The following is a 22,621-nucleotide window of genomic DNA, read 5'->3' on the forward strand; positions in this document are numbered from 1 at the left end:
TCGAAAGGAGAATCCCCATGACATTCGAAAAAATCCCCTACAAGATCTACCTGTCTGAAGACGAGCTGCCCCGGAATTGGTACAATGTGCGGGCCGATATGAAGAATAAGCCCGCTCCCCTGCTGAATCCCGCCACCGGCGCCCCCATGGGCTACGAGGACCTGCGCCCCGTGTTCTGCGACGAGCTGATCCGCCAGGAGCTCAACAACGATGACCGGGAGATCCCCATTCCCCAGGAGATCCGGGACTTCTACAAGATGTACCGGCCCGCGCCCCTGATCCGCGCCTACTGCCTGGAGGAAAAGCTCCAGACTCCCGCCAAGATCTACTACAAGTTCGAGGGCAACAACACCTCCGGCTCCCACAAGCTCAACTCCGCCATTGCCCAGGCCTACTACGCCAAGAACCAGGGCCTCAAGGGCGTCACCACTGAGACCGGCGCCGGCCAGTGGGGCACGGCCCTCTCCATGGCCTGTTCCTATCTGGGCCTGGACTGCCAGGTGTACATGGTGAAGGTCAGCTACGAGCAAAAGCCCTTCCGCCGGGAGGTCATGCGGACCTACGGCGCCGCCGTCACCCCCTCCCCCTCCGAGACCACCAACGTGGGCCGGGCCATTTTGAAGGCCCATCCCGGCACCACCGGCTCTCTGGGCTGCGCCATTTCCGAGGCCGTGGAGGCCGCCGCCAGCCAGCCAGGCTACCGCTACGTGCTGGGCAGCGTTTTGAACCAGGTGCTGCTGCACCAGTCCATCATCGGCCTGGAGGCCAAAGCAGCCCTGGACAAGTACAACGTGACCCCCGATATCATCATCGGCTGTGCCGGCGGCGGCAGCAATCTGGGCGGATTGATCTCCCCCTTTATGGGCGAGAAGCTCCGGGGTGAGAAGGACTATCGCTTCATCGCCGTGGAGCCCGCCTCCTGCCCCAGCCTCACCCGGGGCAGGTTCGCCTATGACTTCTGCGACACCGGCATGGTCTGCCCCCTGGCCAAGATGTACACCCTGGGCAGCAACTTCATCCCCTCCGCCAATCACGCCGGCGGCCTGCGGTACCACGGCATGAGCCCCGTTCTCTCCCAGCTCTATCACGACGGCTACATGGAGGCCGTGTCCGTGGAACAGACCAAGGTCTTTGAGGCCGCGGAACAGTTCGCCCGGGTGGAGGGCATCCTGCCCGCCCCGGAGTCCAGCCACGCCATCCGGGTGGCCATTGACGAGGCCATGAAGTGCAAGGAGACCGGCGAGGAAAAGACCATTCTCTTCGGCCTCACCGGCACCGGCTACTTCGACATGGTGGCCTATGAGAAGTTCCACAACGGCCAGATGACCGACTATATCCCCTCCGATGAGGAGTTGGAAAAGAGCTTCTCCCAACTGCCGAAAGTGCCTGCCCTGGACTAATCCCCCAGAGTCCTCAGCGCCCTGCGCAGTCCCGCTGGCTATACACGGGGCCGCGGGGCAGGGGAATGCACCGCGTATCCCCGCCGCATGAGAGCTGCCATACCGCAGCCGAAATCCCAACCGCTCCCTGACAGACACGAAGAGCCCGGAGTATCCGCTTCATACGGATACTCCGGGCTCTTTTCTGAAGCGTCTGTCCGGCGTTTTCCGCCCCAGGCCGGGCGCAGTATAGCGCCCGGCCTGCTAGGGGGCACCCCGCGCCCCTTCTGACGGTCCGCATCAGTATTGGATTAAAGAAACCGCCTTGGTCAGTCCGGCCTCCGGATTGCGGTAAATATGCGGCTTTTCCCCATCGAAGCGAAAGGCGTCCCCCTCTTCCAATCGATACGTAATCCCCCCGATTTCTATTTCCAGACACCCGCTGGTCAGCAAGATGTATTCTTCCGTGCCGGAGGGGTGGCCGGATGAGGAATAGGACGACAGAGGCGCCAATTCAATCCCAAAGAGGTCGAAGGACCGCTCCGGAGAGGCGCTGTAATAGCTGTAGCTTTTATAGCTGCCCTGGTTTTCCGCCTGGACCACCACATTTTCTTTCCGGACCACTTTAAAATTCGGCTCGTGCGGATCTATCAATTCCGTATAGCGCACATTCAGCCCAGCGGCGATTTTCCAAATGGTATTCATGGTGGGATTGGATTCGCCCCGCTCCATCTGGGATAAAACGATCTTGCTGACACCGCAAAGTGCGGATAATTGCCCCAGGCTGAGCTGCCGCGCCATTCGCAGTCGTTTTAGATTCATTCCCAAGATCTCATTCGGATTCACGCAGTCTCCTCCCCTGTTTCATACAGTTTAATATATTATACACTTGACAGATATAAATTACAAATATATATTATTAAGTACAATCGTAATTTATATTACACAAGGAGGCATGGTTATGTCCGAAGCTATCGTACAGGTCACCAGAGGGAGCATTGTAGAATCCTGCCACAGGGGATCTGTCGCCGTCACAAATGGGAGGGGAGATCTGATTGCCTATGCGGGGAACCCGGATTTTGTCACCTATATCCGCTCCGCGGCAAAGCCCTTTCAGGCGATGAACATCCTCTTCTCCGGCGCATGGGAGGCGTTTGGCTTTACGGAGAAAGAGCTGGCCATTATGTGCTCTTCCCACTATGGAGAAGATTTTCACCGGGAAACCATCCAAGGAATTTTAAAGAAGCTGGGATTGTCCCACCAGGACCTGTTATGCGGAGCTCCGCTGTCCATCAACCCGGCATACAGGGACCGCCAGCTATGGGAGCATCTGCCCATTGATGAGACTAATTCGGACTGTTCCGGAAAGCACTGCGGCTTTCTCGCCGTCTGCAGGAAGAAAGGCTATCCCATTGAGAACTATACCTCTCCGCAGCACCCCATGCAGAAGGAACTTCTGCACATTGTCTCCACTATGTGCAGCATTCCAGAGGCAGAGATTGCCATCGGAATTGACGGCTGCGGCGTTCCGGTCCACGCGATGCCGCTGCGTAACATGGCCATGGGCTACGCCCGCCTCACCGCTCCGGCACAGTTGGAAGAACCCTATCGCAGTGCCGCCAAGAGAATCACCGCGGCCATGGCCGCCTATCCAGAAATGATTGCCGGAACCGGCGGGTTCTGCACGGAGTTTCTCCGGCATACGCACGGGCGATTCTGCGGCAAGCTGGGAGCCGAGGCGGTTTACTGCATCGGCGCGGCAGGGCAGGACTTGGGGATCGCAGTGAAAATCGAGGACGGGAATTATCGCGCGCTCTACCCGGCTGTGATGAGTGTTTTGATCCAGCTGAAGCTGCTGGATGAGAAGGAACGAACTGCCCTGCAGGCCTTCTCTGAGCCGGACAACCTCAACGATCACGGCATTCCCGTGGGCAAGATCCGCCCATGCTTTTCCCTCCACCGGTAACCGCGGAACAGGCACCCGGGTAAGCGCTGAAAAAGCGGGAGAGCCGGTTCCCAGCGGGTTTGCGGCTCCTGCTCCAGGGGAAGCGCCCTGCAATCTGCCGCGTAAAAAAGGAGCTGGCGCCCTTTCAAGGGCCGTCAGCTCCTTTGCAGCTTTCTCAGGGAAGTTTTAGGGAGCGCACCCCTTATTATGCGCCCATGCCTGCGCCCCTCCGCGCACTGACCGCAAACGCGAAGGCTTTTGCGGGGAGTCACAGGTTCACCGGAGAATCCTCACAGCAGCGCATCTTTCCCCGCGGCTCCCAAAAGCCGGATCTTCTGGCGGGCCACTTCTTTGACCTGTTCCCTTGCGTAGGCGGAAAGGATGCGGGGCTCTTTCTCTCCCTCCGAGAGTCCCTTCAGCATGGCGGCGGACCAAGCGTACTTTAACTCCGTGCCGATGTTTATCTTTGTGATCCCGCAGCGGATCGCCTCTTGGATGGCTTCATCAGGGGTCCCCGAACCTCCATGCAGGACAAGGGGAATCTTCACGGCCGCCTTAATTTCCTGAATCCGGCGAAAATCGATGTGCGGCAGTGTCCGATACATCCCGTGGGTAGTTCCAACGGCCGCCGCCAAAGAGTCTACGCCCGTCTCCGATACCAACCGCACGCAGTCATCCACAGCCGCAAGCGCTCCTGTGGCATCTGCCTCCCCCGCTTTCGCCACATGCCCCACTTCCGCTTCCGTATAAACCCCGTGGGCATGCGCCAGATCCACAATCTGCCGGGTAAAGGCGATATTCTCCTCCAACGGAGCCAGGGAACCGTCCACCATAACGGATTGAAATCCGTCCTGGATGGCATCCGTCAGCACCTGCTGATCCGTGGCATGGTCCAGATGCAGATAAGCGTGAATTTTAGCGGCGCGCAGGGCCTCCTGGACAGCGCTGGAGAGGACCTTCTGATGCAGGAAAGGATAGTACATATGATAGAGTTCTACGATGACTGGAGCCTTTTCCTCTTCCGCAGCTTCCAACACCGCAAAGAGGCCGTCCAAATTATAAAAATTGAATGCTGGAACCGCATAGTTTTTTTCCTGCGCGTCCTGCAGAAGTGTTTTGGGAGCGATGATCATTGTTTTCTGACCTCCAAATCAAAAAAAATGAAACAGACTTGCCAGGATAAGCATCCCGACCATACCCGCGAAAATGGATGCGGTTACCAAAAGTCCGGACCGCGCGATATCTCCTCCATAACGGCGGGTATTGACAATTACCAGTCCAGAGATCGGGGAAATACACAACAGCGCCAAGACCTGCCGGGTCATCTGGTCAAATGGCAAAAAACAATACGTGCAGACCGCTGTGATCGCGCCGAAGCAAAAGCGCTGCACCAGCAAAGGTGCAATCTTTCGAATCTCAGCCCAATCAAGCCGCCCTTCCATGGAAAAGCCCACCATCGCCATGCAAACAAAGCTGTTTGCATCCGCGACCGGGGACAAAAAGGTGTTCACAATGGCTGGCAAATGCCACTTGAACGCCAAAAAAGGGAGGAGAATCAAGTACGCCACAAAGGGCGGCGAGCAAATCAGGTGTTTGATGAGATCCCTTAAAAAGCCCCGGGAATCCGACTTTCGATTCAGCAGCGAGCAAGTTAACGCATACGTCCCGCCGTTTACCATGACAGAATTCCCCAAATCGGCCATGCATGCAACAATTACACCGCTGTCCCCGTAAAAACAGCGGATAAGGGGCAGCGCAAAGCTGCCGATGTTGTAGCCGGTGGTGTTCATCATGGCAAACATGCGCAGGTCTTCTCCGGATTTCAGGTACAGCAGAGAAAACAGCCCCAGAGACAACAGGGTGAATGTCAAAAACAGCAGGGCCGTCGACGCAAAGTGCATATTGGAGGAGTAATCCTGAAAGGAACAGAGAATGGTTGCGGGAATTGTAAAATTCAACGCAACCTTTGTAATCACGGTGCCGCTCTCCTCCGGGAAAATGCCGTGCCGCTTAAAATAACTAGTTAAGAGGATAATCGAAAAAAGGCTAATTGGACGCCAAAATAAATCCATAATCGTTCAAAAAGAAGTGGACAAGTGATCGCTCAGCGGTTCACTTGTCCACTTTCATGCATGACACTTACCGATCGGCCTGAGCGTTTTGCTTTTGAGCGGCCCTCTTCGCGTTATGCCGTGAAATCGCAGGGACGATGATGGGGTAGAACAGGGAAATCGCGGAAATAACCAGCAGTACCATAGCGATGGGACGAGTCAAAAAATATCCCAAATCTCCTCCGGAAAGCGTCATCGCTCGCCGGAGATTGCTCTCCACGGTCTCTCCCAGCAGCAGGCCCAAAATAATCGGCGGCATGGAGAAATCCAACTTCAGCAGGAAATAGCCGAGAATGCCGGCAATCAGCATGAAAATAACGTCGCCAAAGTTGTTGTTCAGGGCAAACGTACCCACTGTGCAGAAGGTGAAAATCAGGGGCGTCAGCCACTTTTGCGGCAAATTTCCGATCTTCGCGAAAATACGAATTCCGCAGAATCCCAAAATTGCGAAGGCGATGTTCGCCATAAACAGGCCCACAATAATGGTGTAGACTTTTTCTCCCTGGTTGGTGAACAGCAGCGGTCCGGGGGTGATTCCCTGCAGCATCAGGGCGCCCAGCAGCAAAGCAGTGCCGGCATCTCCGGGAATGCCCAGAGTGAGCAGCGGGATCAGCGCGCCGCCCACAATGGCGTTGTTGGCGGATTCCGGAGCGGCAATGCCCTCCGGAGTTCCTTCACCAAAGGGGACCTCGTTCTTCTTCACCCAGCGCTTGGCCTCGTTATATCCCACCCAGGAGGCGATATCACCGCCTGTGCCGGGGATTGCTCCAATGATGGTGCCCAGAACGGAGCAGCCCAGGACCACCGGGGTGCAGCGCTTAATATCATGGCGGCTGGGCAGGATCTGCTTGAGCTTCACGTTTCTGCCCCGGGTCATTTCATCCAGGTCACCCTCAGAAGTGGTGAAGCACTGGGCCAGGGCATACAGGCCGATCAGCAGAGGGACAAAGGCGACGCCCGCCACCAGGTATGTAATATCAAAGGTATAACGGAACGTGGCGGACAGGGTATCAATTCCCACGGTGCCCAGAAGCAGGCCCAGAATCGCCCCCAAAACGCCTTTGATGACGGATTTGGAGGAGACGCCGGTGACAATGCTCAGGCCGAAAATTCCCAGGGCAAAGTACTCCGTGACGCCGAATTTAATGGATACGGAGGCCAGCAGCGGCGCAGTGAAAAGGAGGCAGAAAGAGCCAAACAGGCCGCCGAAGCAGGAAGCGCTGGTGGAAATGGAAATGGCCCGGTCCGGCTGTCCCTTCTGCGCCATGGGATATCCGTCCAAACAAGTGGCGGCCGCGTTGGCCGTGCCGGGCGTATTGATGAGGATGGCGGTAATCGATCCGCCATACACGGAACCGCAAAACACGCCCAACAGCATCAAAATTCCATACAGGCCATCCAGGGAGAAAGTAAACGGCATCAAAATGGTCATGGCCATAATGGAGGACAAGCCCGGCATTGCGCCGCAGAGGATGCCAAACAGCGCTCCCAGGAAAATGACGGCCAGCCCGTGCGGCGTGCAGACAATTTGCAAAGCAGGCAGGATATATTCCATACGTCAGTCTCCTTTCTCAGTTAAATACCAGGCCCGTGGGCAGAGGTACCATCAGCAGCAGCTTGAAAACTACATACACAAACACGCACGTACCCACCGAAAAGATGGCCATAACCGGTTTCTTACGTTCTCCCAACAGATACATGACCGTAGGTACCATCAGCAGCAGGCCGATGTAGATACCCACCACATAGGTGATGACGGCGAATATAATCAAAACACCGCTGAGCTTCATGACACGGTGAAAGCCTTCTGATTTGAATTGAATGGGAGCGGGTTTTTCCTTCTCCTTGGGCGTAAGGATTCCTTGCAAAATCAAAAGTACAGAGAAAATGCCCATAGCAATGGAAAGGCATTCAGGCCACCAAGCGGGTCCTAAAGGGTCAGTGGGAAGTTTTGCCACAAATGACGTGCCAATGGCGTAGGCGCCAATGGAAATAATTAAGAAAATAATTCCCGTAATGGTATTATATTTTTTCACTTGAAGCCTCCGTTTCTTGGAGAGGAGAAAGAGCGTCTGCCCTTTCTCCTCTCACATAAGAAATGCTGGATGCAGGGTATCAGCCGACTATCGCTTAGCCCGCGGCCTGATCGCCCAGGGCATACACATAGTATTCATACTGGGTCTTCCAGTAATCGATCATCTCGTCAATGGTATCCAGAGGCTGGGGAGTCATATAGAACCCTTCCACCGCGGCGGCATACTCATCGGATTTGCAGGCGGTGTTCAGCAGCTCATTCAAATAGGTCACAACCTCATCGGGAGTCCCGGCAGGAGCAGCAATGGTGATCCAAGAGTACACGGCCATTTCAGCGGCCTCGTCAAACACCTCGCCCAAAGCAGGCACTTCAGGCATCGTGGGAGACTTCTCGTTGGCGGTCACGCCGATGATCTTCAGCTCACCGGCCTCAACCTGGCCAGCGGCGGAAACGGCGGAGTTAATGGTCATATCCACCTGGCCGTTGACAACAGCCACCATGGCGTCGGCGGCAGAGTCAAAGGGAACCAGCTTCAGGGTGCAGTCAAAGTAATCCTGGAAGGTCAGGCAGGCAAGGCCGTTGCCGGTTCCGATTCCAGTAATGCCGATGCTCAGCGCCTCAGGGCCGGACTGCGCTACTTCCACCATATCCTCCAGGGACTGGATCTCAGAATCGCTGCGGACAATGATGGCATACGGCTCGTTCTGCGTGCGGCAGAGGGGAATGAAGGCCTCTTCGGCCACCATGTCGGTAACACCCAGCGCACGGTTCAGCGGGAGGTCGCAGGACATTGCAACCAGCGTATACCCGTCAGCCTTGGCGGTTGCCACCTGCTCGCAGCCAACCATACCGCCGCTGCCGGCGACGTTTTCCACGACGAAGTTCACTCCGCTGGGAAGGGACTTGCCCGCGATATCCAAGAGTGCGCGGGTGCTCAGGTCTGTCGTACCGCCTGCTCCATAGGGAACGACAACCGTGATATTTTCAGTCGGGGTCCACGCAGCAGTCTCTTCAGACGAATCCGTATCAGTGGAAGTGTCCGAAGATGTGGAGGAATCGCCGCAAGCGGACATGGTGAAGATCATAGCCAGAGCCAACATCAATGCGAAGAGCTTTCTTTTCATGATAAGGTTCCTTTCTCCTTTTTTATTTAAATAAACCAAAGCGGCTTATTTACGAAATGGACTGTATCTGCTTGTTAAAAGACGCCCCCGGCGTTCTTATTGCTCCAAAGGTCCAAAAAGCTGTTGAGGGTCATATCGGTAACAGGGTTCTTCATCATGCCCATCAGGACGCCGTACGGAAGTGTCACGGAAGTGGCGCCGCAGCGAAGCGCCTTGGCTGCATCGTACCCGTTCCGCACAGAAGCCGCCAGAATTTCCGTTGGAATATTGTGGGAATTATACGATTGGGCAATCTTGGAAATCGTTTTGGTTCCGTCCATACCCACCTCGTTGGCGCGGGCGATGAAGGGCGCAATGTACTTGGCGCCGGCCTTAGCGGCAACAATGGCCTGGGGCTCGGAATAAACCAGAGTAATGGCGCAGTTGATGCCGTCTTTGGACAAGGCGGCGCAAGCCTGAATGCCCGCGGGCGTCATCGGCAGCTTGACAATCATCTGGGGGCCCCAGGAGGAAATCTCCTTCGCTTCCCGGATCATCTCAGCGGGCTGCGTGGCCAGCACCTCCGCAAAAACAATGGCCCCGCCCGTCAGAGAGACGATATTTTGAACGCCTTCCTTGTAAGAGCCAGACTGCTTGGACAGCAGCGCCGGATTGGTCGTCACACCATCCATAATGCCCAGCTCAAAAGCCTGTTGAATCTCGTCCAGATTCGCGGTGTCCAAAAAGAATTTCATAGCAAATCACCTTTCCTTTTTTGGGTTTTTAAGAAAATCGTTGCAGACGGACATCTGCCAAAAGCAGAGATCATCCGCTGATGCAAACAGAGAATCCTGCCGCTTGCAGTGCCTGTTGGAGTTCTTGCGCGCAATCCTGGGCCTGTTCGCCCGGAATCGCAGCTCCTGGGTATGAGCGCCGGAGCAGTTCATACTTTTTCTCTCCAAAGGAATGGTAGGGAAGCAGCTCAATCTGTTGGGGCTGGCAGGCGCGGAAAAACGTAATAAATGCGGATATGCTCTCCTGATCCGTATTGAAGCCGGGAATCACGGGAATCCGGACTGTGACATCCGCCTGTGTCGCAATCAGGCGCGACACATTTTCCAAAATCATTTCACAGGGAACCCCAGTGAATTCCTGATGCCGGTCGCTGCGCGGATTTTTTACATCGCACAAAAAGTGATCGATGTACGGGGCACAAGCAGCAATGGCTTTCCAGGGCGCATAGCACGTGGTCTCAATGCAGGTATCCAACCCCGCCTGCTTGCATAGGGTGAGGCACTCATGCAAAAACTCCGGCTGCGCGAAGGGCTCTCCCCCGGAGAATGTGACGCCGCCGCAGGTGGATTGGAAAACCGTGCGGTCCTTGAGGACCTCTTCCACCAATTCTGCCGCAGAAAGGCTGCGGCCCTTTTGCACAATGGCGGTTTTGGGACAGACCGCTTCACACTTTCCGCAAAGGCAGCACAGATCCGGCTGGTAGGTTTCGCAGGAGGGCGGCTGATGCTGCGGGCAAACACTGACGCATGCGCCGCAGGCCATGCAGCGGTCCTTGCTGAACATCAGCTGCGGACCCGCCTGCTGGGATTCCGGGTTTGAGCACCAGATACAGTGCAGAGGGCATCCCTTCAGGAATACCGTTGTCCGAATACCCGGGCCGTCGTGAATACAGAAACGCTGGATATCAAAAATAACCCCCATAGATACCTCACATTATGCCAGATCCGCTTCGTAACGCTCGATAATCGAATTTTGGGCTTTGAGGGACAGTTCCACAAAAATGGCGCTGTATCCAGCAACCCGGACGACCAAGCTCCGATATTCATCGGGATTTTCCTGCGCGGCCAGCAAAACGCGGTTGTCTACAATATTGAACTGCCAGTGGAAAGACCCGGAGGCCACAAACGCCCGCAGCAGCTGTGCCATTTTCCGCCGCCCTTCCGGCGTCTTAAACAGGGTGCCGTTCATCCGCTGGTTGACAATGATGCCATTGGGGAACCGCTTTTGATGGATCTTGGCAAGCGTCGCCAGGACAGCCGTCGGTCCGCTGCGGTCCATTCCATACATGGGGGTGAGGCCGTCAGACAGCGGCAACCCCTCCAGCCGGCCATCCGGGGTAGCGCTGCAGACATTGCCAAGGCCCACCTGCGCGCTTACGGAGTACAGCGCTCCCCAGAACGCCCCGCCCCGGCCGTTGCGGTGTTTCTCCAATTCATCCGCAAATGCATCCGTGATCCCGACAGCCAGACGATCCACGCAGTCTTCGTCATTTCCGAATTTGGGGAAGCGGTTCATAATGAACTGCCGCAGATATTCCTGACCCGCGAAATTGCTGCGCAAAATCTCGGTCAGTGAATCCAACGTCATCTTCTTTTCATCGTAAACGAGCCGCTTGATGGCATACAAAGAATCCGCAACCGTGGCGGTTCCCACAGCCACAAGGCCGGTGGTGTTGTACACGGCGCCTCCGTTGGTACAATCCAAACCTCTGGCGACGCAGTCATCCAAGAAGAGGCTGACAAAGGGAAGCGGCAGAATCTCCCGGTGGATCTGGTCGCTTAGGAGGGACTCTTCAATCTGAAGCTGCTCCCCCACTTTGAGGCAATGCAGATAGCGCTGATAGAAATCCTCAAAGGTGGCGGGCTGTTCCTTATCCAGCTCCAGAAGAGAAATTCCGTATTTAATATCCGTTCCGTGATTCATGGCGATTTCCAGCAGCTTGGCAAGGTTGATATACCCGCCGTTGCACCTGGCCCAGTGCCGGTGCACACTGATTTCATCGCAGCCCACCGGTATGTAATCCCGCGCCTCCCGCAGCGGGATGCCGTGTTCCACCAAAGAGGGAATGATGCAGTTGTCATTCAAAACCTGCGGCATTCCGTTGCCGCTTCCGATGCTCTCAACCACTTTGGCCAGAAACTCTTCCGGTGTGTTTTCATGCAGCCGGACTGTAAAATTCGGCTGATTCAGACGAATATGGCGATTGGCCATCAGGCATACATAGGACAGGAGATTGGTGGCGTCATTGCCGTCGGCGTCTACGCCGCCTACCACCAAATTCTGTCCGGAGGCATAACCGGCATTTACCTCCGCGGCTCCCTTGCTGTCAACCCGCAGAATTTCGCAGAACTTCAGGAAAAACAGGTCCGTCAGCTCCTGTGCGTACTCCAGGGAGATGGTCCCCGCTTGGAGATCCTTTTCCAGGTAAGAATTGCAGTATTGATCAAATCTGCCCGGTGTAATGGAAAAACCATTGGATTCAATCTGGGGGATTACCTGCATCAGCCAAACGGTCTGGAGTGCCTCCTGGTAAGTGGCGGCAGGTTTCGCAGGGACATGATCCAGAACCTCTGCCATCGTCAGCAATTCCTGACGGCGCTCCGGATTCCTCTCCTGCAGGGCCTTCTCTCTGGACAAAGCGGCATATCTTCTGGCGATGGCCAGCATCCCCTGGCAGATCTCTTCCTCCGCCTGGTAAAAGGCCAGCTTGTCTTCATACATCGGGTCTTCCGGCTTCAGAGAACCCTTCGCAGCCGCGATTTGGGCCTGCATTCCTTCCACGCCGCACGTCAGAAGCTTGCGGTAATCCATAGCGACATGGGCAAATCCGCTCCACTCGTGGGGGTCTGAGAGCAGCCCCATGGCAAAACCCTGCCGGATGGCTTCGCTGCGCCGCTGCATCAGATAATCGTGCGGGCACTTCCCCTGCCAATAGGGCTCCAGCTCCAGGAGCGTCGCCTTTACCTCAGGGGAAACCTTCAAACGGTTATATTCCCGCGTTTCAAACAAATCGATTTCCTTCATGAACTCGATGTTCACTTCCGGAAACACTTCCGCAGACCGTGGCTGGGAGGCGGGATGTCCTACAATCACCTCTCCGTCCTGAATGAAGATGCTCATTTCCTCCAGGGTCTTCCGCAGGGCCTTGGCCCGTTTCAAAACGGTGGGTAAAGACTCATTTTCTTGATAGACCTTTGTATAAATGACCGCGCGCTCACAGCACATCTCCGGAGTTAAAGAGAGAAATTCATCCTTTAACTGTTTGACACGTTCCGTGGGGCTTTCAGGTAAGCAACCAATCATGTCAGCAATCCCTCTTTCCTATTGATTGGATTTCAAACACATATCTATAACATTTAGATGTTATAAATGAAAACAATCATAACGTTCGTTATAATATTGATATCATAGAACATAAAAAAGGTCAAGGAAAATATCCTTCTTGCGTTCTGCTTTCTCTGATAAATTTTTAAAAAATTTTTTGTAAAAAACGCCAAATATTATGCAAAAAGTAGTAACATTGAAAAAACTTCTTTAAAAACGCTTGACTTTTCATTTCTTAAATGATAACGTTTTATATAACATTTATAACACGTAATAGTTATAATGTTAATCACTGTGGTAAATGGAGGCTAAAACATGGCGACAGCAGTCATTATGCCAAGGCAAGGGCAGTCCGTAGAGAGCTGTCTGTTTGGCGAATGGAAAAAGGCAGTTGGTGATCCCGTCGAAATCGGGGACGTATTGTTCTCTTACGAGACGGACAAGGCCACCTTTGAGGAAGAAGCAAAAACAGCGGGCATTCTCCTGGCAACGCTGTGCGAACCCGGAGATGATATTCCCTGCTTGGATACCGTCGCGGTAATCGGCGAGCAGGGGGAAGATATCTCCGCATTTTTAAACAAAAAAGAAGCGGATTCTTCGCAAGCGCAAAATTCCCCTGCCCCCCCGCCGGCAACGCCTGCCTCCGCAGCCACGCCCGAACGCCAATCGGCCGCCTCTTCCATAACCGGTATTTCTCCCCGCGCGCGGGCAACCGCAGAGAGGATTCACGTAGATCCCGCCGCGGCCGTACCCACCGGGCCCCACGGAAGGATTTTGGAGCGCGATATCCTGATGGCGCCCCGCACTGGCTCCTGTGAGCCGGAGCCCGTCCAAACGGCCGCGGAAGTTCCTTCCGCAGGTTACCGCGATGAGCCCCTGCCCAACATCCGCAAGCTGATTGCCTCATCCATGCAGAAATCGCTTAGCACATCGGCTCAGCTGACGCATCACACATCTTTTGATGCCAGTGAGATCATTGCGTACCGCAAGAAGCTCAAGGGTGCGCAGGAAACGCTGGGCCTGCCGTCTATTACATACAATGATATGGTCCTTTTTGCGGTTTCCCGGGTTCTGAAAAATCATCCCGCGCTCAACGCCCACTTCCTGGGGGACAAAATCCGGTATTTCGACCACGTGCACCTGGGCATGGCGGTGGACACGCCCCGCGGCCTGATCGTGCCCACGATTTTTAATGCCGACTGCAAATCTCTCAGCGAAATCGCAAAAGAGAGCAAGGAGCTGGCCGCGGCAGCGCAGAGCGGCTCCATCAATCCCGACCTCCTCACAGGCGCCAGCTTCACGGTGTCCAATTTGGGGACCCTGGATATCGAGATGTTCACGCCGATCATCAACCCGCCGCAAACGGGGATTTTGGGCGTGGACTGCATCACAGACCGCGTCCGGGTTGTGGACGGCCAGATTACCGCGTATCCGGCCATGGGATTGTCTCTGACATATGACCACCGTGCTCTGGACGGCGCTCCTGCGTCTCGTTTCCTCAAGGAGCTGAAGACGGTCCTGGAGCAGTTCACAGAGCTGCTGGCAAAATAAAAGGGGAGGATAGACGTGTATTACGATCTAATCGTGCTGGGCGGCGGCCCAGGCGGATATTTGGCGGCGGAGAGAGCCGGGCAAGCCGGGTTAAAAACCCTTTGCATCGAGGATCAGCACATGGGCGGCACCTGCCTCAACGAGGGCTGCATTCCCACCAAGGCCATGCTGCACAGCGCAAAGTTATATGCCCACGCGGTGGGCAGCGCCTGTTACGGCGTCTCCGCCGAACACGTTCAGGTGGACCACAGCGCCGTCATTGAGCGCAAGGAGCGGGTGATCCAGACCCTGGTCAGCGGAGTGCGCTCCGCGATGAAAGCCTGCAAAGTGGAAGTGGTGTCCGGTCGCGGCGTAATTACAGGCGCCGTTCCGGAAGGGTACGAAGTTCAAGTCGATCAGAGCCGGTTCACCGCCAAGAACTTGATCATTGCCACAGGCTCTGTCAGCGTATCTCCCCCCATCGAAGGGCTGCAGGAGTCTTTGGCGTCCGGATTTGCCGTTACGAACCGGGAACTGCTCTCGACCAAGCAAGCGCCGAAGCGGCTGGTGGTGGTAGGCGGAGGCGTCATCGGCCTGGAGATGGCCTCCTACTACCAGATGACAGGCAGCGACGTCACGGTGGTGGAAATGCTGGATCATATTGCCGGTCCCTGCGACAAGGATCTGGTCCAGCTGCTGCAGAAGAACTACGTCCGGGACGGCATGAAATTCGAGCTGAATGCCCGCGTCAACGCCATCAAAGATGGAAAAGTCGTATGTCAGCGCGGGGAAGAGACCTTTGAATTGGAGACCGACTTGGTTTTGGTGGCTCTGGGACGGCGGCCAAACAGCTCCGGTATCGGGCTGGAAAATATCGGCGTCTTTGTGGAACACGGTGCCGTGCGGACGGACAACCAAATGCGCACCAATCTCCCGGGCGTCTATGCCGTGGGCGATGTAAACGGAAAATATATGCTTGCCCACACCGCCTATCGGGAAGCAGAAGTCGCCGTCCACACCATCTTGGGCGAAAAGGACACCATGAGTTACCGGGCCATCCCCAGCGTTCTCTACACAGTCCCCGAGCTCTCCAGCGTGGGTCTGACCGAAGAAGAAGCAAAGGCGCAGGGCCTGGATGTGGCGGTTGTCAAAATCCCCATGGCATACAGCGGCCGCTATGTGGCGGAGAACGAAAAGGGAGACGGCATTTTTAAGCTGGTAATTGACCGGAAACTGCGTACAATCGTAGGCGCGCAGGCTTTCGCCAATTATTCCTCCGAATTCATCGCAATCATCGGCGTGTTTATTGAGTTGGCTGTTCCAATAGACTTGGTGAAAAAGCAGGTTTTCCCGCATCCCACTGTAGCAGAGATCATCCGAGAAGCCGCTTGTCAGTTTAATTAAGTTTGAAGAAAGGGAAAGGAAAATACGGCCATGTCCAAGCAAATTCTGATTGATCCTCGCGTTCTGCGCGCTTCCGGGACAATTCATTTTGACGATATTCCAGTCAACCAGTACAAAAAAGAAGTAAAGGACGAAGTTGGGAATTTTACCAAGAGCCAGTTTATGAACATCTACCGGGACATGTGCTACATCCGGGAGTTCGAAACCATGCTCAACCTGATCAAGACCACCAGCGAGTATCAGGGTGTCGCCTATACGCACCCGGGCCCCGCGCACCTGGGAATCGGTCAGGAAGCCGCCTACGTCGGCCAGGCTTTCTGCCTCAATGAAGATGACTTCAGCTTCGGCTCTCACCGCAGCCACGGCGAAATTCTCGCCAGAGGACTCCACGCGGTAGAGACCATGGACGCGGGCAAACTGGACAAAATCATGACCACCTTCGCCGGCGGAAGAATCCGCAACGTGGTGGATGACGGAAAGAAGGACCTGCGCACTTTGGGCCGGGACTTCCTGCTCTACGGCATGATCTGTGAGACCTTCGGCCGTAAAAACGGCTTCAACAGCGGCCTGGGCGGCAGCATGCACGCCTTCTTCACCCCCTTCGGCATCTACCCCAACAACGCCATCGTGGGCGGCTCCGGCTCCATTGCCCCGGGCGCGGCCCTGTACAAGCTGAGCAACAAAAAGCCCGGCATCGTGGTCTGCAACATCGGCGACGCGGCCACGGCCTGCGGCCCCGTCTGGGAGGGCATGGTATTCAGCAGCATGGACCAGTACCGCACCCTGTGGGGCAAGGACGGCGGCGGCATGCCCATCATCTTCAACATCTGGAACAACAGCTACGGCATGGGCGGCCAGACCAACGGCGAAACCATGGGCTATCAAATGCCCGCCCGGATCGGCGCGGCGCTCAATCCCCTGCAGATGCACGCTGAGCGGGTGGACGGCTACAATCCCCTGGCCGTCATCGACGCGTACCGCCGCAAAAAGGAAGTCGCCAAGAAGGACGGCCCCGTCCTCCTGGAGGTGGTCACCTACCGCATCTCCGGCCACTCCCCCTCCGACTCCAGCAGCTACCGCACCAAAGAGGAAATCGCCCTCTGGGAGGCCGAGGACTCCATCAAGGAATACGGCCGGCAGCTGATCGACGCCGGTATCTGCGCGCAGAAAGACCTGGATGCCATTTGGGAGATGGTGCGGGCCGACATGCTGCGCAATATGAAACTGGGTATCGACGAGACCATCTCTCCCAGGCTGGATGTATTTGGAACGGAGCGCAACGCCATTGGCGATCTGATGTTCTCCAACCAGCACATCCGCAGCATGGACACCACCCGTCCCGCTGACGTCACCCTCCCCTATGAAGAGGGCCCCCGGGCCATTGCCTTTGCCAAAAAAGAGCGGAAGGGCCTGGACGCGGACGGCAAGCCCGTCTCCAAGAACAAGGTCTTTCAGATGCGCGACGCCATTGCCGAGCCCATGCTCAAGAAATTCTACGAGGACCCCACCATGGTCCTCTTCGGAGAGGATGTGCGGGACTGGGGCGGTTCCTATGCCGTGACCCGCGGCTTCACGGAGGCCATCCCCTACCACCGCTTCTTCAACACCGCCATCGCGGAAGCGGGCATTGTGGGCGCCGCTATCGGCTACGCCATGAGCGGCGGCCGGGCCGTTGCCGAGATCATGTACTGCGACTTCCTGGGGCGGGCCGGCGATGAGCTGTTCAATCAGCTCTCCAAATGGCAGAGCATGAGCGCGGGAGAACTGAAAATGCCCGTCATCGTGCGCATGAGCGTGGGGTCCAAATACGGCGCCCAGCACTCCCAGGACTGGTCCGCGCTGTGCGCCCACATCCCGGGGCTGAAGGTGGTGTTCCCGGCAACACCGTATGATGCCAAGGGCATGATGCAATCCGCCCTGAACGGCACCGACCCGGTCATCTTCCTGGAGAGCCAGCGGATTTACGACATTGGGGAGCAGTTCCATCCGGAGGGCGTGCCTGAGGAGGAGTACGAGATCCCCCTGGGCGAGCCGGACGTGAAGCGGGTCGGCTCTGATGTCACGATCCTCTCCATCGGCGCCACCCTCTACCGGGCCATGGACGCCGCCAAAATCCTCCAGGAGCAGTACGGGGTCTCCGCCGAGGTCATCGACGCCCGCTCCCTGGTTCCCTTTGACTATGATCCCGTCATCGCCTCCATCCATAAGACCGGCCGAATCGTAATTACGGGAGACGCCTGCGAGCGGAATTCCTTCATGCGGAACTTGGCCTCCAACATCGCGGAACTGGCCTTTGATGATCTGGACGCGCCGCCCGTGGTGGTCGGCTCCAAAAACTGGATTACGCCGGCCCACGAACTGGAAAAGGCGTTCTTCCCCCAGCCCGAGTGGATTGTCGATGCGATCCACCAGCGGATTCTGCCGCTGCCCGGCCATGTCTGCACCCGCAACTTCACGGAACTGGAGCAGATCCGGGAGAACCGTCTGGGCATCTAACCGCCCAGCGGCCGGTCTCGTCCGCGGGAAGGAAGCCTTGCGGCAAGCGGAGGGCGGATCGCTTTCCGCGCTCTGAGCCGCATCCGTCAAGGTATGCAGTCTTTCACAGGCAATGCAGCCCTTGGAGAGGGGCTATAAAAACTACTACTCTCACTCAAAGGAGCGCACTATGGAACTGTACTTAAATGAAGAACGGGCAGACGTCATTGCAAAATACCTGGATCTCTACCCCATCGACGGAATCACCACCAATCCCAAAATGATCGGAAGCCTGGGAAAAGTTCCCTACGAGGAAACCCTGCGGAACCTGCGGAAGGTCGTGGGCGGCAAGAAGCTGTTCACGCAGGTCACCGCCGAGACGTATGAGGACATTCTGCTTGAGGCGGAATACATCTGCTCCATCGCAGGCCGGAACACCTACATCAAGGTCCCCGCAAACGAAGTGGGCATCAAAGCGCTGAAAACCCTGCATGAACAGGGCTACCACACTTTGGGAACGCTTTGCTTCACCACCATTCAGGCGATGATGGCGCTGCAGGCCGGTGCGGATTACGTGGCGGTTTTGTACAATTATATGGTAAACGCGGGCTATGACGCCTCAAAGACGCTGAAGGACATTGCCGCCTATATTCGCGAGAGCGGCTGCCACGGGAAACTCATGGGCGTCGGTGTCCGCAGCCACCAGCAGTTCAGCGACTGCGCCGGCTGCGGCTGCCAGGCAATCAATCTCAATGCCGATAACATCACTGAGTGGATGCAGAACGAGCCGTCCGTGACCACCACCAGAGACTTCCTCAATGGTTGGGAGGCCACCTGGGGTCCCGGAGCAAAGATAAAGGACTTTATCAGCAAACCGTAATCATCGCCCAAAGAGCAAAGCCCCCGGTCCACGCCGGAGGCTTTGCTCACCATTGCAAGAAAAACAACTGCTAAAATTTACAAAATTGTGAAAATTTCATTTGACGGTTGAGCGGCTTTTGTGTTAACATTTTTGTTATGTTCAGGAGTTTGCTCAAGGCAGAGGGGTAACGTATGTTTGACATTTTATGTATTGGAGAAACAGCCGTTGATATTATCTGCAAACCGGTGTCCGAGTGTCTTTTTTCCAATGTCTGCAGCCCGGTGGAGAGCATTTCAATTCAGTCGGGCGGAGATGCCTTAAACAACGCCGTGGACCTTGCCAAGCTGGGAAATCAGGTTTGTTATGTTGGCCGAATCGGATTGGACGCCGGCGGGGAGTTTGTTCTGGGAGCGCTCCAGAACGCAGGCGTAGATGTCTCCCACGTAGTGCGCACCGATTGCCCCCATGCGAAAGTGAATCTCTTAATCAAGCCTGACGGCAACCGGGCTTTTTTCTATTACGGAGGAACCAGCCGGGAATTTTCCGCATCTGATGTGGACCCTGCCCTGTTGTCCTCGTGCAAAATTTTACAGGTGGGCGGCACGTTCCACTTGCCGGCATTCGACGGGGCGGGCGCCGCAGAATTGTTTCAAGCCGCCCAAAAGGCCGGGGTATTGACGTCTATGGACGTTACAAATGATTTCACCGGACGGTGGAATGAAATTATTTCCCCGTGCTATCCCCATTTGGACTACTTCCTCCCCAGCATCGACCAGGCCAAGCTCATCAGCGGATACCAGGACCCCAGGGATATCGCGGCTTTCTTCCTGGACCGCGGCGTTAAACACGTGGCGATCAAGCTGGGCGCCGAGGGCAGCTTCTACCAGTCGGGGAACAAGGCGTTTTTCTGCGGAACGTATCACGTCCCCGTGGTAGAAACCACCGGCGCGGGAGACGCCTTCTGCGCGGGGTTCCTGACCGCTCTTGTGCGCAACTGCTCTCCGGAGGAATGCGTATTGACCGCAACAGCAGCGTCAGCGCAGGTGATACAGGCCGTGGGCGCCAACACGGGCATGTGTTCCTACGCGCAGCTGCAGGCATTTATCCGGGAAAACCAGCCGCCAGAAATTCATTATGTAACGGATTAAAAATTCTAATCAAGGCCAAGCAATAAGGGATAGACGAGTATGAATGAGAGACAGTCTAAAATTTTATATTTCATTGAGAGCAAGGGCAGCGTGCAGATCAAGGAGCTGCAGGAGCTTGTGTCGGACTATACGCCCATGACGCTATGGCGTGACTTGGCCAAATTAGAGGAACTGGGTTACATCCGCCGTTACCGCGGAGGCGCTTCCGCAATCCGAAACCAGTTTACAGAACAGGAGCAGTCCTTTTTCTACCGGCTGAAAAAAAATGTCTACGAAAAAGAAGAGATTTCAAGGATTGCCGTGGGATTGCTGAATTCCTACCACGCCCTCTACCTGGACGGCGGAAGCACAACGTATTCGTTGGCCAAACGGCTGCCGGACGGGCATTTTACCATCATCACCAGCGGAGCCAATATCGCGGTAGAGCTCTCCCAGCGAAATGGATACAACGTAAATTTACTGGGCGGCCAGGTGATCGGCACGACCCTGGCTTGTTCAGGGCCTCAGGCAGAGGACATGCTCGGCAGCATGAATGTTGATGTAGCGGTGCTGTCCACATCTGGTTTTTCCCTGGAAAACGGATTCGCCAGCGGATATCTCAGTGAAGCGCATTTGAAAAAACGCGTCATTGAAAAAGCCTCTTCCTGCGTGATCATGCTGATGGATAAAGGCAAAATCGGAAAAGTCCAGCCGTTTACTTTCGGCCGTCCCAACGACATCGATGTCTTGATTACGGATGAAGAGCTTCCACAAAACGTCATGGAAGAGATGGGGAAACATCACGTAAAGGTGTTTTTTCCAAAAGATGGTTACGAGGAACAGGAGCGAAGGGCCTGGCTGGAGGAATTTTTGTCTACGCAAAAGAGGTATTCCCGTTCCGGCACCAATTGAATGTTAAATTTTTGAGTCTCATCTGTTAGAAAGCCCGTTGTGCTGAAAACAGATGAGACTCTTTTTCCCCGCAGGGAGCTCCTGTCAGGGTCGCTGCTTTGTTGCATATATAATTTTGAAAATCAGCGAAAAATATTTCATTTTGAAATTTTGCTTTTTAATATGTACATATCTGTACTGTCTCTTGCAATCGTGATAATCTCCTGATCTTTTTAAATTATAGTTGAAAAGTGTTATATATTGGTATATAATGCAGTTATAAAAAGTTATATAGGAGGCATGCCGTATGGATCTGTTTCATCAACCCTGGGAACTCATTCCCAGCCATGTCCGTGGAAAAGGAGGCCGCGAAATTGGAAGATTTCGCGGAGACCCCGCCGCAGTAGATTGTGCGGATGGATCTGAGTGCTGGGTCGGGGCCGTCAACACCGTTCAAGCGCCTCCTGCTGATCAGCCATACAAGGGATGCAGCCAGGTGATTTTGCCGGATGGCCAAGTCCTCTATTTATTCCAGGCAATCGCCATGGCGCCTCAAGAAGTTCTGGGGGAAAAACATATCGCACAATACGGAACGGGCTTAGGCGTTCTGGTGAAATTCCTGGATGCGCAGGTGCAATACCGCCTTCAATGCCACCCCACCCGGCCTTGGGCCAAGAAGATGTGGAACAGTGATTTCGGGAAAGAGGAGAGCTGGTACATCATCAGCACACGTGAGGACACCCGGGAACCCGCATACATTTTGCTGGGGTTCAAGGAGGGGATCACTCCCGAACTCTGGGAAAAATACTATCGCAAGGATGATACCGCAGCCCTGGAAAACCTCTGCCACAAAATCCATGTCAAGCCAGGCGACGCCTTCTTCGTAGGAGGAGGCTGCCCGCACGCAGTCGGAGCAGGCTGTCTATTGATCGAAGTCCAGGAGCCGTCCGATTTAACCCTGGGGGCCCGGCCATTTTATGCAGAGACCATTCGCGATGACGACGTGCCGGAAGACGTGTTTGATCGGCGCCTCCTCGGGGCATATATCTACGAAGGGCGCAGCTATGCTGACAACCTGAAAAAATGGGCCTCCAAGAAAACGTGTTTCCGCAAGGGTCCATGGGGTGAAGAAATCATTCTGATCGGGCCGGATCATACACAGTATTTTTCCGTCACAAGGCTGTCCGTACACGGTGAGGCAGCATTTTATCACACGGGATATCCCCAAATTGCGATTGTAGAGTCTGGCAAAGGCACACTGATTTGGGACGGGGGCTCCATGGAAGTCAGCCAAGCCAAAGAACTGTTTTTCCCGGTGGACATTCCAAATTTCCGCGTCGTCGGAGATGTTGATTTTGTCCTGTCCAATCCAGGCGGTGTTTCCTTCTCATAAATCCACATCAGAATTCGGAACCCAGGGAGAATTCAGCCCCATCAAGCCGGTTTTCCCTCCCCCATTATCAAAAAATAACTACACCTTTCGGTGTGGTTATTTTTTGGTACATCCGGAGGGGGTTGGACCTACTTTTAGTACGATTTTACTGTGACGCTACCGAGAACTGGTGGAACGTTTTGCTATAATAATCCCGTTTCGTTGAGGTTGCACCAATGGGCGGTATTATTTTTCTATGTTGCTATGT

The 22,621-nt window shown here is 55.2% G+C and carries 18 protein-coding genes; 9 read left to right on the forward strand and 9 right to left on the reverse strand.

What is annotated here, in order from left to right; translation table 11 throughout:
* The first annotated feature begins 17 nt into the window (after positions 1 to 17).
* On the forward strand, positions 18 to 1,400 hold the full coding sequence (locus KFE19_12865; protein ID QUO37268.1) for a TrpB-like pyridoxal phosphate-dependent enzyme: 1,383 nt from the start codon (positions 18 to 20) through the stop codon (positions 1,398 to 1,400).
* A gap of 279 nt (positions 1,401 to 1,679) precedes the next feature.
* Here the strand turns inward: KFE19_12865 and KFE19_12870 are convergent, their stop codons facing one another.
* Entirely contained in the window at positions 1,680 to 2,225 is a 546-nt protein-coding gene (locus tag KFE19_12870) for a helix-turn-helix transcriptional regulator (GenBank protein QUO37269.1), read from the reverse strand.
* Between the two features lie 115 nt (positions 2,226 to 2,340).
* On the opposite strand from KFE19_12870, the gene KFE19_12875 reads away from it, so the two are divergent.
* Entirely contained in the window at positions 2,341 to 3,345 is a 1,005-nt protein-coding gene (locus tag KFE19_12875) for an asparaginase (protein QUO37270.1), read from the forward strand.
* Between the two features lie 269 nt (positions 3,346 to 3,614).
* On the opposite strand, the gene KFE19_12880 is transcribed toward KFE19_12875, so the two are convergent.
* The 8 genes from KFE19_12880 to KFE19_12915 form a co-directional block, all read right to left on the reverse strand.
* Entirely contained in the window at positions 3,615 to 4,457 is an 843-nt protein-coding gene (locus KFE19_12880; GenBank protein ID QUO37271.1) for a class II fructose-bisphosphate aldolase, read from the reverse strand.
* Between the two features lie 18 nt (positions 4,458 to 4,475).
* The gene (locus KFE19_12885) at positions 4,476 to 5,396 is read right to left on the reverse strand and encodes an AEC family transporter (protein QUO37272.1); all 921 of its coding nucleotides are present in this window, start codon (positions 5,394 to 5,396) and stop codon (positions 4,476 to 4,478) included.
* A 67-nt stretch (positions 5,397 to 5,463) separates the two neighbouring features.
* Positions 5,464 to 6,990 (reverse strand): tripartite tricarboxylate transporter permease, encoded by a 1,527-nt coding sequence (locus KFE19_12890; GenBank protein QUO37273.1) that lies wholly within the window; start codon positions 6,988 to 6,990, stop codon positions 5,464 to 5,466.
* Positions 6,991 to 7,006: 16 nt separating this feature from the next.
* Positions 7,007 to 7,471: a tripartite tricarboxylate transporter TctB family protein gene (locus tag KFE19_12895; GenBank protein ID QUO37274.1), complete on the reverse strand. Its 465-nt coding sequence runs from the start codon at positions 7,469 to 7,471 to the stop codon at positions 7,007 to 7,009.
* Between the two features lie 94 nt (positions 7,472 to 7,565).
* Complete coding sequence (locus KFE19_12900; protein ID QUO37275.1) at positions 7,566 to 8,345, reverse strand: tripartite tricarboxylate transporter substrate binding protein; 780 nt, start codon at positions 8,343 to 8,345, stop codon at positions 7,566 to 7,568.
* 323 nt (positions 8,346 to 8,668) lie between these two features.
* Positions 8,669 to 9,328 carry a fructose-6-phosphate aldolase gene (locus KFE19_12905; protein QUO37276.1) on the reverse strand — a complete coding sequence of 220 codons (660 nt, stop codon included), beginning with the start codon at positions 9,326 to 9,328 and terminating at the stop codon, positions 8,669 to 8,671.
* Between the two features lie 70 nt (positions 9,329 to 9,398).
* Positions 9,399 to 10,289, reverse strand: coding sequence for a glycyl-radical enzyme activating protein (locus KFE19_12910; protein QUO37277.1), 891 nt, complete (start codon positions 10,287 to 10,289; stop codon positions 9,399 to 9,401).
* A gap of 12 nt (positions 10,290 to 10,301) precedes the next feature.
* Positions 10,302 to 12,671 (reverse strand): formate C-acetyltransferase/glycerol dehydratase family glycyl radical enzyme, encoded by a 2,370-nt coding sequence (locus KFE19_12915; protein ID QUO37278.1) that lies wholly within the window; start codon positions 12,669 to 12,671, stop codon positions 10,302 to 10,304.
* Between the two features lie 336 nt (positions 12,672 to 13,007).
* Between KFE19_12915 and KFE19_12920 the strand changes: the two genes are divergently transcribed.
* The 7 genes from KFE19_12920 to KFE19_12950 all read left to right on the forward strand — a co-directional run bounded on the left by KFE19_12920 (position 13,008) and on the right by KFE19_12950 (position 22,374).
* Positions 13,008 to 14,243 (forward strand): 2-oxo acid dehydrogenase subunit E2, encoded by a 1,236-nt coding sequence (locus KFE19_12920; protein QUO37279.1) that lies wholly within the window; start codon positions 13,008 to 13,010, stop codon positions 14,241 to 14,243.
* Between the two features lie 9 nt (positions 14,244 to 14,252).
* Complete coding sequence (gene lpdA, locus KFE19_12925; protein ID QUO39628.1) at positions 14,253 to 15,626, forward strand: dihydrolipoyl dehydrogenase; 1,374 nt, start codon at positions 14,253 to 14,255, stop codon at positions 15,624 to 15,626.
* Between the two features lie 30 nt (positions 15,627 to 15,656).
* On the forward strand, positions 15,657 to 18,122 hold the full coding sequence (locus tag KFE19_12930; GenBank protein ID QUO37280.1) for a dehydrogenase: 2,466 nt from the start codon (positions 15,657 to 15,659) through the stop codon (positions 18,120 to 18,122).
* A 169-nt stretch (positions 18,123 to 18,291) separates the two neighbouring features.
* Positions 18,292 to 18,981 (forward strand): hypothetical protein, encoded by a 690-nt coding sequence (locus KFE19_12935; protein ID QUO37281.1) that lies wholly within the window; start codon positions 18,292 to 18,294, stop codon positions 18,979 to 18,981.
* Positions 18,982 to 19,154: 173 nt separating this feature from the next.
* Positions 19,155 to 20,111 carry a sugar kinase gene (locus KFE19_12940; protein ID QUO37282.1) on the forward strand — a complete coding sequence of 319 codons (957 nt, stop codon included), beginning with the start codon at positions 19,155 to 19,157 and terminating at the stop codon, positions 20,109 to 20,111.
* Between the two features lie 39 nt (positions 20,112 to 20,150).
* Positions 20,151 to 21,002 (forward strand): DeoR/GlpR transcriptional regulator, encoded by an 852-nt coding sequence (locus tag KFE19_12945; GenBank protein ID QUO37283.1) that lies wholly within the window; start codon positions 20,151 to 20,153, stop codon positions 21,000 to 21,002.
* Between the two features lie 286 nt (positions 21,003 to 21,288).
* Positions 21,289 to 22,374 (forward strand): hypothetical protein, encoded by a 1,086-nt coding sequence (locus KFE19_12950; GenBank protein ID QUO37284.1) that lies wholly within the window; start codon positions 21,289 to 21,291, stop codon positions 22,372 to 22,374.
* The last annotated feature ends 247 nt before the right edge of the window (positions 22,375 to 22,621 follow it).

The organism is Dysosmobacter sp. Marseille-Q4140 (genome assembly GCA_018228705.1).
GTDB lineage: Bacteria > Bacillota > Clostridia > Oscillospirales > Oscillospiraceae > Oscillibacter.

Bases quoted from the DNA above. Each gene is read 5' to 3' on its own strand.
- KFE19_12935 (QUO37281.1), top strand. From the start codon at position 18,292: ATGGAACTGTACTTAAATGAAGAACGGGCAGACGTCATTGCAAAATAC.
- KFE19_12885 (QUO37272.1), bottom strand. From the start codon at position 5,396: ATGGATTTATTTTGGCGTCCAATTAGCCTTTTTTCGATTATCCTCTTA.
- KFE19_12865 (QUO37268.1), top strand. From the start codon at position 18: ATGACATTCGAAAAAATCCCCTACAAGATCTACCTGTCTGAAGACGAG.
- KFE19_12915 (QUO37278.1), bottom strand. From the start codon at position 12,671: ATGATTGGTTGCTTACCTGAAAGCCCCACGGAACGTGTCAAACAGTTA.
- KFE19_12875 (QUO37270.1), top strand. From the start codon at position 2,341: ATGTCCGAAGCTATCGTACAGGTCACCAGAGGGAGCATTGTAGAATCC.
- KFE19_12945 (QUO37283.1), top strand. From the start codon at position 20,151: ATGAATGAGAGACAGTCTAAAATTTTATATTTCATTGAGAGCAAGGGC.
- KFE19_12910 (QUO37277.1), bottom strand. From the start codon at position 10,289: ATGGGGGTTATTTTTGATATCCAGCGTTTCTGTATTCACGACGGCCCG.
- KFE19_12920 (QUO37279.1), top strand. From the start codon at position 13,008: ATGGCGACAGCAGTCATTATGCCAAGGCAAGGGCAGTCCGTAGAGAGC.
- KFE19_12930 (QUO37280.1), top strand. From the start codon at position 15,657: ATGTCCAAGCAAATTCTGATTGATCCTCGCGTTCTGCGCGCTTCCGGG.
- KFE19_12880 (QUO37271.1), bottom strand. From the start codon at position 4,457: ATGATCATCGCTCCCAAAACACTTCTGCAGGACGCGCAGGAAAAAAAC.
- KFE19_12890 (QUO37273.1), bottom strand. From the start codon at position 6,990: ATGGAATATATCCTGCCTGCTTTGCAAATTGTCTGCACGCCGCACGGG.
- KFE19_12940 (QUO37282.1), top strand. From the start codon at position 19,155: ATGTTTGACATTTTATGTATTGGAGAAACAGCCGTTGATATTATCTGC.
- KFE19_12905 (QUO37276.1), bottom strand. From the start codon at position 9,328: ATGAAATTCTTTTTGGACACCGCGAATCTGGACGAGATTCAACAGGCT.
- KFE19_12950 (QUO37284.1), top strand. From the start codon at position 21,289: ATGGATCTGTTTCATCAACCCTGGGAACTCATTCCCAGCCATGTCCGT.